At 71.7% G+C, this 14,468-nt stretch carries 16 protein-coding genes; 8 read left to right on the top strand and 8 right to left on the bottom strand.

Going from position 1 to position 14,468, the window contains the following annotated elements; all coding sequences use genetic code 11:
• The first annotated feature begins 44 nt into the window (after positions 1–44).
• Positions 45–950, top strand: a complete 906-nt coding sequence (locus tag AB0469_RS15325; protein WP_366451859.1) for a hypothetical protein — start codon at positions 45–47, stop codon at positions 948–950.
• Positions 947–1,729 (top strand): PIG-L family deacetylase, encoded by a 783-nt coding sequence (locus AB0469_RS15330; protein ID WP_366451860.1) that lies wholly within the window; start codon positions 947–949, stop codon positions 1,727–1,729. Before AB0469_RS15325 ends, AB0469_RS15330 begins: the two co-directional genes overlap by 4 nt.
• A gap of 355 nt (positions 1,730–2,084) precedes the next feature.
• Here the strand turns inward: AB0469_RS15330 and AB0469_RS15335 are convergent, their stop codons facing one another.
• On the bottom strand, positions 2,085–2,921 hold the full coding sequence (locus AB0469_RS15335; RefSeq protein WP_366451861.1) for a hypothetical protein: 837 nt from the start codon (positions 2,919–2,921) through the stop codon (positions 2,085–2,087).
• Between the two features lie 469 nt (positions 2,922–3,390).
• Between AB0469_RS15335 and AB0469_RS15340 the strand changes: the two genes are divergently transcribed.
• Positions 3,391–3,525, top strand: a complete 135-nt coding sequence (locus AB0469_RS15340) for a hypothetical protein (RefSeq protein ID WP_366451862.1) — start codon at positions 3,391–3,393, stop codon at positions 3,523–3,525.
• A gap of 88 nt (positions 3,526–3,613) precedes the next feature.
• Here AB0469_RS15340 and AB0469_RS15345 read toward each other — a convergent pair whose 3' ends face one another.
• Complete coding sequence (locus tag AB0469_RS15345; protein WP_366451863.1) at positions 3,614–4,207, bottom strand: MBL fold metallo-hydrolase; 594 nt, start codon at positions 4,205–4,207, stop codon at positions 3,614–3,616.
• Between the two features lie 144 nt (positions 4,208–4,351).
• On the opposite strand from AB0469_RS15345, the gene AB0469_RS15350 reads away from it, so the two are divergent.
• Together AB0469_RS15350 and AB0469_RS15355 are read left to right on the top strand one after the other, a co-directional pair.
• Positions 4,352–5,260, top strand: coding sequence for a helix-turn-helix domain-containing protein (locus AB0469_RS15350; protein WP_366451899.1), 909 nt, complete (start codon positions 4,352–4,354; stop codon positions 5,258–5,260).
• A gap of 682 nt (positions 5,261–5,942) precedes the next feature.
• Positions 5,943–6,110, top strand: coding sequence for a hypothetical protein (locus tag AB0469_RS15355; RefSeq protein ID WP_366451864.1), 168 nt, complete (start codon positions 5,943–5,945; stop codon positions 6,108–6,110).
• Positions 6,111–6,753: 643 nt separating this feature from the next.
• Here AB0469_RS15355 and AB0469_RS15360 read toward each other — a convergent pair.
• Positions 6,754–7,314 carry a hypothetical protein gene (locus AB0469_RS15360; protein WP_366451865.1) on the bottom strand — a complete coding sequence of 187 codons (561 nt, stop codon included), beginning with the start codon at positions 7,312–7,314 and terminating at the stop codon, positions 6,754–6,756.
• 234 nt (positions 7,315–7,548) lie between these two features.
• Entirely contained in the window at positions 7,549–8,871 is a 1,323-nt protein-coding gene (locus tag AB0469_RS15365) for a hypothetical protein (RefSeq protein ID WP_366451866.1), read from the bottom strand.
• Between the two features lie 159 nt (positions 8,872–9,030).
• Between AB0469_RS15365 and AB0469_RS15370 the strand changes: the two genes are divergently transcribed.
• Both AB0469_RS15370 and AB0469_RS15375 read left to right on the top strand, forming a co-directional pair.
• The gene (locus AB0469_RS15370; protein WP_366451867.1) at positions 9,031–9,291 is read left to right on the top strand and encodes a hypothetical protein; all 261 of its coding nucleotides are present in this window, start codon (positions 9,031–9,033) and stop codon (positions 9,289–9,291) included.
• Between the two features lie 63 nt (positions 9,292–9,354).
• Positions 9,355–10,113 carry a hypothetical protein gene (locus AB0469_RS15375; RefSeq protein ID WP_366451868.1) on the top strand — a complete coding sequence of 253 codons (759 nt, stop codon included), beginning with the start codon at positions 9,355–9,357 and terminating at the stop codon, positions 10,111–10,113.
• A 62-nt stretch (positions 10,114–10,175) separates the two neighbouring features.
• Here the strand turns inward: AB0469_RS15375 and AB0469_RS15380 are convergent, their stop codons facing one another.
• The 3 genes from AB0469_RS15380 to AB0469_RS15390 all read right to left on the bottom strand — a co-directional run bounded on the left by AB0469_RS15380 (position 10,176) and on the right by AB0469_RS15390 (position 12,643).
• On the bottom strand, positions 10,176–10,373 hold the full coding sequence (locus tag AB0469_RS15380) for a hypothetical protein (protein ID WP_366451869.1): 198 nt from the start codon (positions 10,371–10,373) through the stop codon (positions 10,176–10,178).
• Positions 10,374–10,517: 144 nt separating this feature from the next.
• The gene (locus AB0469_RS15385) at positions 10,518–12,239 is read right to left on the bottom strand and encodes an MFS transporter (RefSeq protein ID WP_366451870.1); all 1,722 of its coding nucleotides are present in this window, start codon (positions 12,237–12,239) and stop codon (positions 10,518–10,520) included.
• A gap of 41 nt (positions 12,240–12,280) precedes the next feature.
• Complete coding sequence (locus AB0469_RS15390) at positions 12,281–12,643, bottom strand: MarR family transcriptional regulator (protein ID WP_366451901.1); 363 nt, start codon at positions 12,641–12,643, stop codon at positions 12,281–12,283.
• Between the two features lie 782 nt (positions 12,644–13,425).
• Here AB0469_RS15390 and AB0469_RS15395 point away from each other — a divergent pair.
• Positions 13,426–13,758 carry a hypothetical protein gene (locus tag AB0469_RS15395; RefSeq protein WP_366451871.1) on the top strand — a complete coding sequence of 111 codons (333 nt, stop codon included), beginning with the start codon at positions 13,426–13,428 and terminating at the stop codon, positions 13,756–13,758.
• A 138-nt stretch (positions 13,759–13,896) separates the two neighbouring features.
• On the opposite strand, the gene AB0469_RS15400 is transcribed toward AB0469_RS15395, so the two are convergent.
• Positions 13,897–14,394, bottom strand: coding sequence for a GNAT family N-acetyltransferase (locus AB0469_RS15400; RefSeq protein WP_366451872.1), 498 nt, complete (start codon positions 14,392–14,394; stop codon positions 13,897–13,899).
• Positions 14,395–14,468: the final 74 nt, after the last annotated feature.

The following is a 14,468-nucleotide window of genomic DNA, read 5'->3' on the forward strand; positions in this document are numbered from 1 at the left end:
GAACCGGGCTTCGTCCCCGGCGGGCGCCCGCTCCCGATCTGTCCTTGCCGAGCGCGCGGGGCGTGGTCGTGACCGCGCCGGCCGGTCGGGCGCACGGATTCCCGTCCTCGGCGGTGTTCGTGCCGCCGCACGGGCGCGACGACCAGGTCCGGATGCGGCGTGCCCACGCGGCGGCGGCCCGCACGTTCAAGGTGACGGCCACCGGCCCGCACGTGTGGGGCCGGCACGGCCGAACCCCGGGCCGCCGGGCCGGTCAGTGGTGGCTCCGCCCGGTGTGCGCACCGCAGGACAAGCGCAACGTACGCCTGTGGGAGGGCACGGCCACGGCCCACCGTGCGCTGCCCGCAGCCGTGCCGCGGCCCCGGCTTCACGACGTGCTCGAATGGTCCGCCCAGGGCCATACCTACCGCGTGGAGCTGTCCGAGTGCGTGCCGTTGCCCGCCCTCCAGAGCGGCGGCCCGGTCCTCACCTCGGACCTCGACCTGCCGCCCGTGTGGTGGGCCGACCTCCGCCTGGCCCTGGAGACGACGTCGAGCGTCGTGACCGACCGGCAGGCCGTACGGCAGCGGTGGGTGGACAAGAACCTCACCCACTGCCTCGGCATCCCCGCCTTCCAGGTCAGCGCCTGGATCACGGGACACGGCGACCTGCACTGGGCGAGCCTCACCGGGCCGCCGCTGATCATCCTCGACTGGGAGGGCTGGGGCCTGGTCCTCGCGGGCTTCGACGTCGGGCTGCTCCACGCCCCCAGCCTCACCCGGCCGTCCATGGCCGCCCGGATCCGCCACGAGTTCGCCCACGTCCCGGACACGCCCTCGGGACGGACCGGGGAACTCGTCGCGCTCGCCCAGCTGCTCCGGGTGGCCGGGCGCGGCGGCCACCCGGACCTCGCTCCCCACCTCGCCCGCCGGGCCGAGCACCTCACCGGCTCCCCCGTCCCCGCACCATGACCGCACCTGGAGGCCCCTTGCTGTCCAGCCTGCTTGCCGTCTTCGCCCACCCGGATGACGAGTCCCTCCTCGCCGGGGGCGTCCTCGCCCAGCATCACGCCGCCGGGGCCCGCACGGCGGTCGTCACCGCCACCTGGGCCCACGACAGCCGAAGGGAACCCGAACTCGCCGATGCCCTGGCCGTCCTGGGCGCCGGCACCCCGCGCCTGCTCGGCTACAACGACGCCCGCAACCCCGAGGCCGCCCCCGGCCGGCCCCGGCTCGTCGACGCGCCCCTGGACGAGGCAGTCGGGCGCCTCGTCTCCCACATCCGGGACTTCCGGCCCGACGTGGTCGTCACCCACGATGCCCTGGGCCAGCTCACCGGACACCCCGACCACGTACGCACGCACCAGATCACCCTCCTCGCCGTCGAGGCCGCCGGCCTCCTGCATGCGTACCCCGACACCGGCGAGCCCTGGCAGCCGACCGCCCTGTACGCGGCCACGCACCCCGAGTCCGGCGTCGGCCCGCTCCGCCCTCTGCTCGAAGGGGCGGGCAAGACGGTCCTCGCGGTACCGGACGCGTACGTGACCACGACCGTCGACGTCACACCATGGGCCGCCGTGAAGTGGGCCGCCATCCTCGCGCACCGCGGAGAGGTCGCCCGCAAGCGGCCCTTGCCCGGCCTGCTCGCCCGCCTGCCGGAACCCGATCGTGCCGAAATCATCTGCACCGAGTTCTTCACCCGGCTCTTTCCCGGCCCGGCACCGGGCGACCCACACAGGCTCACCTCCTGACCGTCCCGCGCCCGCACCGCCCGCCTTTCCGCCCTGCGCGCCCGCATCAACTCCGCCGGCCCCGCCCTGCTGGAGAACGGCCTCCCGATCCCCCACCATCCTGAACCGGGCCGGCGCCCTTCGCACCGCCCGGGCCCGGCGGCCCCCGCGACCTCCACGATCGCGGCAACCCGCTCGACACGCAGCGGCGGGAGGCACTCGAGGAAGCCGCGGCCGAGTTCGGCGAACCGCTCCTGGGAAGACCGCACCTCCACCGGTGCTGACCGAGAGGACGCCACGGCCGACAGCGGCTTCGCAAGAACCGGACGGCGCAGGGCGAGATCGAAGACCCCCGCGCCATACCCGCGCCCGGCAACTACTGGAACCCTGTCGCCGCCCCGCCGGTTTCAGCAAGGAAGGCCCGTACCGAGCCGGCGAACGCGTCGCGGGACTCGTCATAGCCAGTGCGAGGGCGCCACCAGCGGTCCTGGGTGGTAAGGAGGTCCCACGAGACGGGATGGCGGGCGATGGCCAGGAGCTGGCGCAGGTCGTCCTCCGTCAGCACACCGCTCTCCATCACCGCCCCGTGGCCCGCAAGGACGCCGCTCTCCCGGATCACGTACTCCAGGTGGTCAAGGTCCTCGGGGCGGTCGTCCTGGTCTTGGTCGCCCCAGCCTTCGAGCATCACGTACGCCACCCAAGCGCAGCCGTGCGCGTCACTGCCCCCGCACCGCTCCTCGCACCGCTCCGCGTTCCCTGGGCACCACCGCCGCTCCAGGGCGTCCAGTGCGGACTGCACCACGGCCCGCCTGACCGCATACCGTTCCATGCGCGCACACCGCTCCACGACATCCTCCGCGTGCCGGACGACGGCGTCGGGGCCCAGGACCCTCAGTCCCGAGCACGCTTCCACCAGCGGCTGTCGCTTCGCCCGCAACTCTTCCGCCCTGGATCCCGAGTCCACGTCCTTGAGCCGCCACACCACGTCGACGAACGCGTCTGCAGCATGCAGGAATGCCGTCCACGCCTCGCACCGCTGCGCCTCCAACCTCAGCTTCCGCTCTACGGCTGCCTGTGTGTTCATCGATTCCAGGGCGAGGCGGCGTCCGAACACGGTCTGCCAACGCGCCACCGCGACCGCGGCGAGGGCCGCCACTCCCGAGAAGACCGCCCCGAGTGCCGTGACGGCGGTGTTCACATCCTGTACGACCACCCGCCCACAGTGCCCTCGAGCCGACGCCTGAACGAGGTCAAGAGCGAAACGGCACGTCTCTTATCCCAGCACCGAACGGAGGCTGTCGCTGCATGTCCGGAGCTGATCGCTCGGGGACCCTGGTGGGTGATGCCGCCCGGGATCTCGAATGCGGAGTGTCGAATGTGATCGGCTTGCCGAAGGGCAGCCCGGGCTCACTCCGGCGGGCCCGATCCTCAGGCACGCATGGCATCGGCCGGTGACGCAGCGGACAGGACAGCCGCCCATGAGGAGCTGGCGCGGCAGGCGGTCAGCGCGCTGGCGAGGATCGCTTCCGGCACCGACCACTGGAGGCAGGATCCCCACTACAGCCTCATCTGCGTCCCGCCGACGCCACTTCGGGGCACGCCGGGTACCACTACTTGGACGCAGGCGGACCGCAAGGCGCTGACGGCTTCCGACATCCGGGGGCCACTGGGGCGGAGAATGGATGCCGGCCGATGTGCTCGCGGCCCTTCACACCGTGCCGGACGACACCGCACAACGCGCGTGGTACGAGGGAGCGAAGGAAGCCCTGGACATCGCACGGGACAGGGAACTCCTGTGGACCACCGACGTGTTCTGACCGGGCCCGCTCTCCCTCCACGGCCACCGTGACGGGCCGTCGACCGTCACCCTGCACCGAGGTGCCGATCGAAGCGGCCGAACGGGAGTCACAGCGGTACGTCCTCGGCCGCCGCGAACGGGGCTCCGTGGCCCGGCACGATCAGGTCCGCCGCGGCGAGCACGCGCAGGCGGGCGGTGCGCAGGGCCTCGCGGTCCGGGGCGACCGGGTCGTCCGCCGGGCCCTGCGCGTGCCACCACAGGTCGCCGGCGAAGGCCACCACGCCCGACTCCGTGCCCGCCAGCAGGGTGATGTCCTCCGGGCTGTGCCCGGGAGTGCGGATGAGCCGGAGCGAGGGGGTGAGCTCGTACCCCTCGGCGTCGCGGTCGAGCCACTCGTGGCCGAGGTACTCCGCCTTGTGGTCGTGGATCCGGGCCCGGCGGAACAGCCCCGCGTTCATGATGTTGTCCGGGTGGTGGTGGCTGAGCACCACGTCGGTGATGTCGTCCGGGGTGAGGCCGAGTTCGGCGAGGGGGCCGAGGATGTGGTCGGGGCTCGCCACCATGCCCGGGTCGAAGACCACGTGCCGGTCGCCGTCGGTGACGTAGGAGACGGTGGCGGCCACGCCGGGGCCGGTGGAGCCGGTGTAGCCGGTGTTCAGGATCGCGTAGGTGGCGCTGCGGCCGAGCGGTGCGTCAGTCATGACCCCATCCTCGCCGGGGGCCGGGCGGGCCACGAGTGGCACTGATGTCACCGATCGCAGGATTCATGCCATCCCTGGCAGACTGGGTACGTGCAGCAGCAGCCCTTCCTCTCCGTCGCCGCGTACGCTCCACCCGGCGTCGGCATGCTCGCGGTCGGCATCGTCACCGAGGTGTTCGGCCCGAGGGGGACGCGGGCGCCCGCGTTCGAGTTCGCCCTCTGCACCGAGCGCCCCGGGGCCGTGCCCACCGACCTCGGGGTACCCCTCACCCTCACGCACGGCCTGGACCGGCTGGCACGGGCGGACCTCGTGATCGCGCTGCCCTGGGCCGGGTTCCGCACACCCCCCGCCCCGCCGGTCCTCGAAGCCCTGGCCGCCGCCCACGCGCGCGGCGCCGTCGTCGCCGCCCACTGCGTGGGAACCTTCGCCCTCGCCGCCGCCGGACTGCTCGACGGCCGCCGGGCCACCACCCACTGGAGGTTCGCCGGCCTGCTGGCCGAACGCCACCCGGAGGTCACCGTCGAAGCCGACGCCCTCTACGTCGACGAGGGCCGCATCGCCACCGGCGCCGGAGCCGCCGCGGGCTTCGACCTGTGCCTGCACCTGCTGCGCCGCGAACACGGCGCCTCCACCGCCAACGCCATCGCCCGCGAGATGGTCCTGCCCTCCCACCGCGACGGCGGACAGGCCCAGTACCTGGCCGCACCCGTACCCGAGAACTGCCGGGACGAACGCCTCGCCGAGGTGCTCGCCTGGGCCCGCACCCACCTCCACGAGCCGCTCCCCGTCGCGGAGCTGGCCCGCCGCGCCCTGATGAGCAAACGCTCCTTCGCCCGCCGCTTCGCCGCCGCCACCGGAACCACCCCCCACGCCTGGCTGCGCGGTCTGCGGCTCAGCAGTGCCGAGGAGCTCCTGGAGACCACCGACCTGCCGGTCGAGGAGATCGCCCGGCGCGTCGGGTACGGCAGCGCCGCCGTCCTGCGCGAGCAGTTCGTCCGCCGCCGCGGGATCCCGCCCCGCGCCTACCGGAGGTCGTTCACGAACACCCCCTGACCCGCCGGGGGCGCCGCCCGAAGGGGGCTTGCCCACGGGTGCCGACCTGGACCTCGGAAGATCATCGGATGCGGGGGCGGGGGCAACCCTCCCCGGGGCGGGATCCGGCCGCCGGCCGCCGCTGTGCCTCGCAGCGATGGTTACCACTGGGCAGAGGTCGCTGTCACCGAGTTGAGCCGTGACACACCGCTCGGAACATCGTCACCGAACATTGGAACCAGTGCCGCAGGCGCCGAGACGGGTCGGATTCCTCGACATGAGGTCGGTCGCCGAGGTGCACGACTTCGGGGTCTTCGTTCACGTCGACGGCGAACCGGACGGTCTGTGCACCGGCTTCATCCGGGTGCCGGATCTGACGTGGGGCTGGATCGGCCATCCCTCAGGTCGGCCGGGTCCTCACCGGGCCGATCACCAAGATCGTGCCCTTCGGCGTACAGCGCATCGCGCCCATGCGGCCCCGGTGGAGTTCGGCGACGGCGTCGCCGAGACCGGAGCCCGCGCCCCGGACCCGTTGGAACCTTCCCACTCGCAGCGTGGGGGTACAAAAAGGCGGTCCAGCGAAAACGCTGGACCGCAGATGGCTCACGCCCTCCAGGGCCCTTGGAAGGCGGTCGTGCACCTAGGTGGCAGTCCCGTCGGACTGGCCACGGGGCGGGCAGATGGTGTCAACAAAAGGAACGGTGTGGACGATGTCCAGTTCGCAGACGCCGCCACGGTGGTACACATCTTCAACTCCGAGCAGGGCGTGCGTTCCCAGCCCGACCACGGTCAAGACGGCGATGAAGCCGCGCCAGAAAAAGAGGGCGATCCTGCGCTTCCAGGATCGGCCGGTACTTCGATGCGGAACTAGGGATCGCACATGGTCGTCCCTCCCTTCCTCATCTCGGCAGACATGATTCACCGGCTCCCTGAACCCAAAGAATCGCGTCACAGCCTGACGGAACCCACTGTTCATATGTGTCTCCTGGTGAATGGAATCGACGGCGAATGCCGCACGGAAGGGGTCATCTGCGATGGCCCCCACTGCGCGGCACCCGCCCCCACCAGGGGTCGTGCCGGGTGCTGTCTGCCGACTCGTCAGGGCTTGTCGGCGCGTGAAGGCAGAGTACGCCCCTTCCACCCAACTCGCCTATCACTCGGACGGGTTACGTGCCGATCCACCCGGGCATGGCCGAACCTCTGGCCGAGCGCAGCCGCGGCCTGTACGCCGTCGCGAGCGGGAGGTCGCCAGGGCGCGCCGGTCCTCCGGCGAGGCCCCCGCCCCGCCACCACCGACAGGGCCGCGGAACGCGGCGGCCGGCCCGCGTACGGCCAGGGCAGTGCGAACGGCCAGGAAGCGGACGGCACTCCCCGCCGCACAGCCCGTCCCCGTCAGCAGCTGTCGCCGCCCCCGGCGATCACCGTCCATGCGCCGACGGCGGTATCCCCGCCCGCCGCCCGGGCCGGTCGGGCGCGTGACGGCGGGCAGGAGCGGAGGCGAGTGCGCGTCCGTACTACACGGGGCAGGGGCGGTACTCGAGGCTGAGCTCACGGTCGACGGCGTAACTGGTCCGCATCGAGGCCTCGCTCACCTTCTCCCAGGAGCCGTACTTGGCGTACAGCTGGTCCGCCGTCGGGCCGAGCGGGTTGCCGTACTTGGCGATGTTGCGCTCCTCCAGGACGCGGACCTCCTCCGGGGTCATCCCGGCCCGGGTGATCTCCTTGGCCTGGTTGCGCATGTCGACCAGTTCCCGGGCGACCTCCTCCTCCGAGGCGCCGGCCGCGCGCATGTCGGCGGCGGTGCGGTGCATGTCCTCCAGGAGGCGGTGGTAGCTCATGCGGGTGCGCTGGGCCTCCACCTTCTGGTCCATCGGCAGCACCCGGATCCGGCAGACGACCGGGTCGGTGCTGGGACACGGGTCGTCGGCGGGGACGGGCGGGGCGAGCGGTGCCGTGATGATCGAACCGCACTGCTCCCATGCGGCGGCCGAGGAGGTGGCCGCCGTGGTCAGCAGGGCGACGGCGGCGACGAACGGGACGAGGACGCGGCGCAGCCGCGCGGGGTGGGGAGACATGTCCGCATCCTCGACGGGAACGCACTCCAAGATCACGCGGACCCACCGGTGATCACTCCAACGAGGACGCACGGCCCCGCCCCGTCACCGCCCCGACTGGTCGGGGGGCGGTGGTGGATGAGGCAGGCGCTGTGGATGATGGTGGCGTCGAAATCGACCCGTCTCACGCCGAGTCGGCGCTCGGCCCGGTCCGGGGCTTCCACCGGATGGTCCTCTCCGGGGGCTTGGACTCGATCACGCCATCGGCTCGTAGCTGTGCCCGTGGTCGCGCATGTCGCCCGACGAAACGGAGGTGTTCCTCCCATCGTGCACGGACACGGGAAGGGGAAAGGCCATGAGCAGGAGGGAACCGCTGCAGATGAACCACCATCCGGCGGTCGTCGGACGGGCTTCCGGGCCGGTGTGCTGGAGCACCCCGATCGCGAGGAGCGCCAGGCCGGCAGCGAAGAGGCCTCCGGCCAACAGCAGCAGTGGGGCGAAGACCGTCGAAGGCTTCTCATCGGGGAGGACCGCCGGCGGCAGCGGGTTCCCGTCGTCGGCGGTGGTTCGCGTTTCCGTCCCGGCACCAGGCGACCGGCCTGCGACTTCGCCGCCCTCGCCCACGGTCGGATGCCGGTCGAGGGTCCGTCCGAACGTCCGACCCACCGGGGTGGGCACCGTGTCGTCATCGCGGCGGCCCCCCGTCTCCTGTTCGGCTTGGACCGCGGCGAGTTCCGCCTGCACGCCCACCAGGTCCTCGTACAGCCGGGCCGACTCGATGCGCAGCTGGTCGCGCTCCTGTCGCAGAGCTGTCGCTTCGGCGGCCGAGTCCTGCAGCAGGCTGCGGGCGGCGTGGAGCTTCCGCTCGTGTGCCAGCAGGTCCTGGCGGAGGCGTGCTTCCTCTTCTTTCCGGGCCCGCAACTGCTGCTCGGCCTCGGCTCGGGCCTGGTGGAGCCGGTTTTCGAAGGCGGTGAGGTCGCGTCGGCGGGCGTCCTGTTCCTGACGGAGCAGGGCACTGAGGCGGACGGTCTCCTCCTGGTGGTGCTGACGCTGAGCACGCAGTCCATCCCGGGCGGCGGCGAGGGCCCGGCCGGTGGTTTCGTGGCGGGCCAGGAGGTCGTCGTAATCCGCCCGCCGTCGGCGGTGCTCTTCGGTCACGGCCTCCAGACGGGCCTGGACACGGTCATGGCGCAGGACGGTCTCCTCGTACGCATCGGCGGTCAACAGCCGGTCGGCGAGAACCGGGTGCGCCTCGCCCAGTGCGGCGGTGTGCAGGCTCAGCACGTGGGCCCGGACTTCGCCGGTCACCTGGCAGAGCCGGATGATCGCCTCGACCGTGGAGCGCTGGGGAAGCCGCCCTCCCGACAGGTTCAACGACACGGTCGAAGGGCTCGTCTTCGCGTGGGAGGCGATGGTCTTGCTCGCCAGGTCCGCGGCCTCGATCAGGGATCGCAGGCACTGCACGAGCGCCAGCTTGTGCGGATGCCTCTCGAATGCTCCCGGCTTCAGCTCGTTCAGCGGCCGGCGCGCCGGCCGGGCGGATCCGCCGCCGGTTTCCCCCTCGGCAACACCCGTCATGCCCGTTCCCCCAGTTGACAGCTCCGGAAAGAAGATCGTTTCCCTTGGCGCACCCGCTTCCGGAACGCAACGCTTCAACCACACCCCGGGGAGTGCAGCAGAGACGGCAGCCCAGCGGGGTTACGTTCCGCGACCTTCCACGTACTGAGGAGCACCATCATGTCGGTCCGCCCCGTCCCGCGCAGCTTTCCCGTCGAACTCACCGCCTTCCTGGCGATCCTGGCCACCGGCGTCATCCTCGTACTCATCGGGCACGTGTCCCCCGAAGCCCTCGCCGGCTACGCCTCCGCTCTCGCCGGCCTCCATGCCGCTTGGCACCACCGCCCCATCCGCACACCATCAGACTCGGCCGACACCTCGCCCACACCTGCCGAGGACAGCCAGAGCCGTCCGCGCCAGGGGTCGGCAGACCGGATCTGACCGACCCCGTTGATGCAGGGCTCCGTCCGGTGCGGCACGCGTGGCCGCTCATAGGATCAGCAAATGATCAGACGACCGTCGCCGCCTTCCCTCTCCGTGTCCTTCGACGTGCCCGACGGCCACGGCGTCATCGAAGTGACGGGCGACGCGGGTGGCAGCCTGCTCCTGCTGGCCGGTGATCCGGTGCTTCTGGAAGCCAACGACGGTTGCGGCAGCCTGGGCTGGCTGGCCGCCCGTGCGGGCACGGGCGGCCCCGGGCTCTCCGAGGTCAAGTACCTCACCGAGTGGCTCAGCGCCCCCGGCCTCGTGTCCGATCCGCACACCGGCCAGGCCGCGCCACCGGATCCGGAATGCCTGCGCCCGCTGCTGTCGCTGCTCGCCTCCGGGCGGTACGTGATGACGGCCGCGGTCGCTCCGCACCACCTGCGGGTGGTCCACCCGCGCGCCTTCCAGGTCCACGGCTGGTACGCCGACGAGGAGCTCGCGCTGGTGACCACCGACGTGTGGCCGCCCCGCGACCACAGGGCCGTGCGCCGCTACCGCGACCGCATCCGCGCCGGCGGCGACCTGCCGGCGCTGGTCGTGCTGTTCCCTACCGCCGGAAGCGGGGTGGGCTACCTCCTCGACGGGCACCACAAGCTCGCCGCGTACGAGCAGGCGGGGGTCCCTCCGATGGTCATCAGGCTGACCCCCCAAGTGCCCCGCCCCTTCCGACGCGAGGACCTCGACCGGGCCTGGGCGGCATTCTCCGACAGGGCGCCCCGGGGTCAGGACGCCGCGCTGGGCAGGGTCTTCTCTTGCATGCGGGCGGAATCCGTCTGAGTCGGCAGCGCCCCTGCCCTCGCTTTCAGGGGGACCTGGTGCGGCGCTTCCCGGCGGAAGAGCTAGTGCAGACGCTCCGCGTCCGCCTCGGTGTTCCCGCGTCGGCCGAATCGCTTCAGCATGGCCGTCAGGTGCCGCAGCGGCAGTTCGGCAGCCGGCGCGGGCGTGGGTGCGACCGCCAGGATCCGGCGGGCGTCGGGGCGGGCCAGACCGCCCGGCTCGTCCCGGTGCCGTCGGTGATCGCGACGTCGTGATGCCACTCCGCCCAGCGGCGGTGCGCGCGGTCCGGCGGGCCGGACCCAGGTCGCCCGCAGGCCGCCCGTCCACGAACCCCGCCGTACCAGCGGCCGCACCGGCGAAGGCCAAGATGGCGGATCTTCAGTGAGGATCCGACCGGTCCTCGGTCAGTCGGTGCCTTCGACAATGCGGAAGTCGCGCTCGACGCCGTCGGAGAGGGCGACCAGCGCCTCCTGGTAGGCCGCGCTCTCGCGCGTCGCGACGGCCTGCTCGAAGCTGTCGAACTCGACCAGGACGGTGCGCTCGGCGATTCCGGCGTCATGCGCCACGACCCGACCGCCACGGACGAGGGTCCGACCGCCCCCGGCCGCTACGGCCCGAGCGGCCAGTTCGTTGTAGGCAGCCAGCTTCTCGGGGTCTGAAACGGTGCGGTAGACGCTGACCCAGTAGCCCTTGGGCATGGAACCTCCAGTGTTCGAATGAGTGCATCTGATGTACGGGTTGGTCGCGGACGGGCGTCGGCGGGCGAGAGCGAGGCTCGTCAGCGTCGTGATCGCCATGGCGCCGATACCGACGAGCGCCGCGGTGGTGTAGGCGCTGTCGTCGGGGAAGAGGTGGCCGGGGCCGGTGCCCGCGGCGAGGATCAGGCCGCCGATGGCGCTGCCCAGGGAGTATCCGACGCTGCGGACGACGTAGTTGAAGCTCATGGCGCTCGACGTCTCGCTCTTGGGGGTGGCGGCCAGGATGACGCCGGGCATCGCGGCCGAGAAGCCGCCGACGCCGAAGCCGAGCACGCCCATCGCCGCGAACAGTTCGGCCAGGTCCGACCGGGCCGCCGCGAACAGGGCGAACCCGCCGCCGACCACGACTGCGCTGCCGGCCAGGAGCAGGGGGTCGGCGATCCGCGTCCGGACCCTCGGCGTGAGCTTGCCGGCGACGAACCCCAGCACGGAGAACGGGATGAGGACCAGCCCGGCGACGAAGGTCGTCAGCCCGAAGCCGTAGCCGGCGCCGGCGCCGTGCGGAGTCTGCGCGTACCGGGTGACGAGCGTGAGCAGGAGGTACATGCCGATCCCGCCGACGAGCATGGCGAGGTTCGCCCCGGCGACCGCCGGGTGCCGCAGCGCCCTCACATCGACCAGGGGCGTCGTGCTGCGCAGCTCGATGACGGCCCAGACGCAGAGCAGAACCACCGCGACGACGGCGAGGCCCGCCGCCACGGCGAGGTGGCGGATCCACAGATCCCGTTCGCCGGCGAGGAACAGCACCAGGAGCAGCGCGGCGGCCAGGACGACCGCGCCCGCCACGTCCACGCGGGCGGAGCGGCCTTCGGGGGCTTCGGGCACGGAGCGCCACGCGGTCAGGAGGGCGGCGGCGGTGACGACCAGGCCGAGGCCGTAGGCGGCCCGTACCCCGCCGAACTCGGCGAGCAGTGCGGCCAGCGGGTAGCCGACGCCGGCCCCGATGATCGATACCACCGAGATCAGGGCGATCACGGCCGCGCCGCGCTCCTCGGGGAGGTGGTCCCGGGCCACTCCCATCATCAGCGCCGTCAGCCCGAGCCCGACGCCCTGGGCCGCCCTGCCGGCCAGCAGCCAGGCGAACGGCAGCGGCAGCACGGTGAGCGCGCTGCCGGCGACGACGACGGCCAGCGTGGCGAGGATCGTGGCCCGCCGGTGCGGGCCGGCTCCGAGCCGGCCCAGGACCGGCGTGGCGACGGCGCCGCTGAGCAGCGCGATGGTCAGCGTCCACTGCGCGCTGCCGAGCGGGACGTGGAACGAGGTCGCCACGCTGGTGATGAGCGGCGTCCCGAGGCTGGCGACCGCCGCCACGACCAGGGCGATGAACACCAGGGCGGGGACCAGCAGCCGCGCCTCGGAACGTGCCACCGGGACCGCCTTCCCCGCAACCCCGCCGACCGGCTGCCCGGTCACCGCTCCGGCCCTTCGCGGTCCCGGCTTTCGAGCTCTGCCAGGTGCTTCAGCGCCGGAAGGGCCGCCACCAGCGCCTCGACCTCGTCGCCTGCGAGTTCGCCGATCAGCCGCTCGAACGCGTCGACGCCCGCCTGGCGCCGCGTCCGTACGTAGGAGGCGCCGGCCTCGGTCAGGTACACCAGCGTGACCCGCTTGTCGGACGCGTCGCCCCGCCGCTCGACCAGTCCGGACTCCTCCATCACCCGGACCAGGGAGGTCATCGCGGGCTGGGTGACGCCCTCGACCGCGGCCAGATCGGTGATGCGCCGCGGGCCGGTCCGGTCCAGGGTGGCCAGGGTGGCGGCGGACGTCAGGCTCATGTCCCGGGGCAGGCGTCTCGCGGCCCTGGTGGCCAGGCCGTAGAGGGCTGCCCCGATGGCGGCGGATGCACCGGGAGCGGTGTCTTGACGACTCATGCCCGAAGCATAACATTTTTATATTCATAGCCTATGGAAATCGCCCGCCGCCCTCCTTCAGGCGCTGAGGTGCTGGGTGAGGAACAGGGCGGCGCGGTCGAGCGCGTGGTCGGCTTCGCAGCTCGTCAACGACGCGGAGAACACCTTCTCGACCGTGGGCGGACTCATCCAAGCAGCCCTCGATCCCGCGCAGCTGCACGCCGCGGCGCAGGCGCTGCGACAGCTCGCTGCGGCGCTCGAACGCGACAGGGTCGGCACGCCCGTCGGCTGAACCGTCGCTTCGATGGTGCGGGCTCGTTCCCCGACCCGGGCGCTCACCCTGATGCCGACGGGCGGCGCCCCGGCCGCCTTCGGCCATCACGGCAGCGGCGGCTCGTTCGCCGTCGCCGAGCAGCCGGGCCAGCTCCGTCCTGCACAACCTCGCTCTCGCGCGGACACCTCGTACCGGGCGACCTCATCGGACGTCGGACCGTGGGCGATTCCCTACGCGTTGCGAAAAGCGCGAGGAGTCGAGGATTTCAAGAAATGGGGGTTCTTTACGAGCGGGATTGAAAATCCCTCATCCTCATTGGGCGCATGGTCAAACGTTTTCCCTTGCCGCGTTCGAGTGAACGGGGTATCGAGGCCAGAACGGACGTGTGAACATGGAGCCGCCCGAACGTCGTTCATGAAGAACGGACACCTCTGTGAATTTCCGCACCATGCTCTCGCGCTTCGGCAGGATCGGCCTCACCGTCGGCACGGCAGCCGTGCTCGCCACCGGTCTGGCCACCAATGCGCAGGCCGCCACGGGAACAATCCGGTATTACGACGTCAATCAAAACGAGTTCCGGATCACCAACCCGCCGGACAACGTCTGTCTCGCCCTCCAGGTCCGGGCGGATCTGATCGAGAACGAGACGAACAAGAGGATGACCATCTACCTCGGCACTGCCTGCGCGACCCGCGTCACCACGATCGGCCCCGGGGAGGGGCGGGCCCATATCGGCGGCCCGCAGTCGGTCCGAATCCTCGGCTGAACCGACGCGGGGTGCAGGGCCGGCACCATCAGACGCCGGCCCTGCACCCCGTGCGGACGAGCTCACCGAGGTGACGGTGGCGTTTGCCCATGACGCGCGGCGCGTTGCGCGCCGCGCCGGCTCGCACGGGCCGTACGCCTACTCACTCGGGCCGAACGAGATCCAGACGTCGGGCGGCAGGTCTGGACGACGGCTCACCGGCCTGCGCTCTTCCGCCCATGCATCACCGGCGATCTCCCTGGCAACGCGGCGCCAGAAGTGGACCGCTCCCACGTTGGCGTCTTGAAAGGCGATCTCCCAGGGGCCCTGGTGCCTGGCCATTACCTGCTGAACAGCGCTCAGGCCGATCCCTGCCCTGCGAGCCCCACGAACGACGAAGAAGCTGTTCAGCACACGCTTCGGACCGGTCAGCCCCCGAACGAAGGCAAGACCGGCCGGGCGTGTGTCCACCGTGACGAGGTAGGCCGCCCAGTCGGTGTCAGTGAGAACGACGTTGGGCCGATCGGCGTAGAAGGTCCCGTCGGTGTCGGGCAGGACTTCATCGAATTCCGACAGGTCGTGGCGGAACATCAGCCACAGCCGCTCCAGCACGGGACGGTCGGCGGCATCTGCCAAGCGTACGGATATCTCCGGCACGTCACTCCATTCCACAGGCAGCCCGGACAGTCTGCATCCGGGCACAAAAAAGAGCCTTTCCGGTGGAGGTTCAT

The sequence above is a fragment of the Streptomyces sp. NPDC093801 genome (genome assembly GCF_040701585.1).
Classification (GTDB): Bacteria; Actinomycetota; Actinomycetes; order Streptomycetales; family Streptomycetaceae; genus Streptomyces.

Excerpts from the sequence above, each read along its gene's own strand:
- AB0469_RS15330 (WP_366451860.1), top strand. The coding sequence starts at position 947 with ATGACCGCACCTGGAGGCCCCTTGCTGTCCAGCCTGCTTGCCGTCTTC.
- AB0469_RS15340 (WP_366451862.1), top strand. The coding sequence starts at position 3,391 with ATGCCGGCCGATGTGCTCGCGGCCCTTCACACCGTGCCGGACGACACC.
- AB0469_RS15345 (WP_366451863.1), bottom strand. The coding sequence starts at position 4,207 with ATGACTGACGCACCGCTCGGCCGCAGCGCCACCTACGCGATCCTGAAC.
- AB0469_RS15350 (WP_366451899.1), top strand. The coding sequence starts at position 4,352 with ATGCTCGCGGTCGGCATCGTCACCGAGGTGTTCGGCCCGAGGGGGACG.
- AB0469_RS15360 (WP_366451865.1), bottom strand. The coding sequence starts at position 7,314 with ATGTCTCCCCACCCCGCGCGGCTGCGCCGCGTCCTCGTCCCGTTCGTC.
- AB0469_RS15365 (WP_366451866.1), bottom strand. The coding sequence starts at position 8,871 with ATGACGGGTGTTGCCGAGGGGGAAACCGGCGGCGGATCCGCCCGGCCG.
- AB0469_RS15370 (WP_366451867.1), top strand. The coding sequence starts at position 9,031 with ATGTCGGTCCGCCCCGTCCCGCGCAGCTTTCCCGTCGAACTCACCGCC.
- AB0469_RS15375 (WP_366451868.1), top strand. The coding sequence starts at position 9,355 with ATGATCAGACGACCGTCGCCGCCTTCCCTCTCCGTGTCCTTCGACGTG.
- AB0469_RS15390 (WP_366451901.1), bottom strand. The coding sequence starts at position 12,643 with ATGAGCCTGACGTCCGCCGCCACCCTGGCCACCCTGGACCGGACCGGC.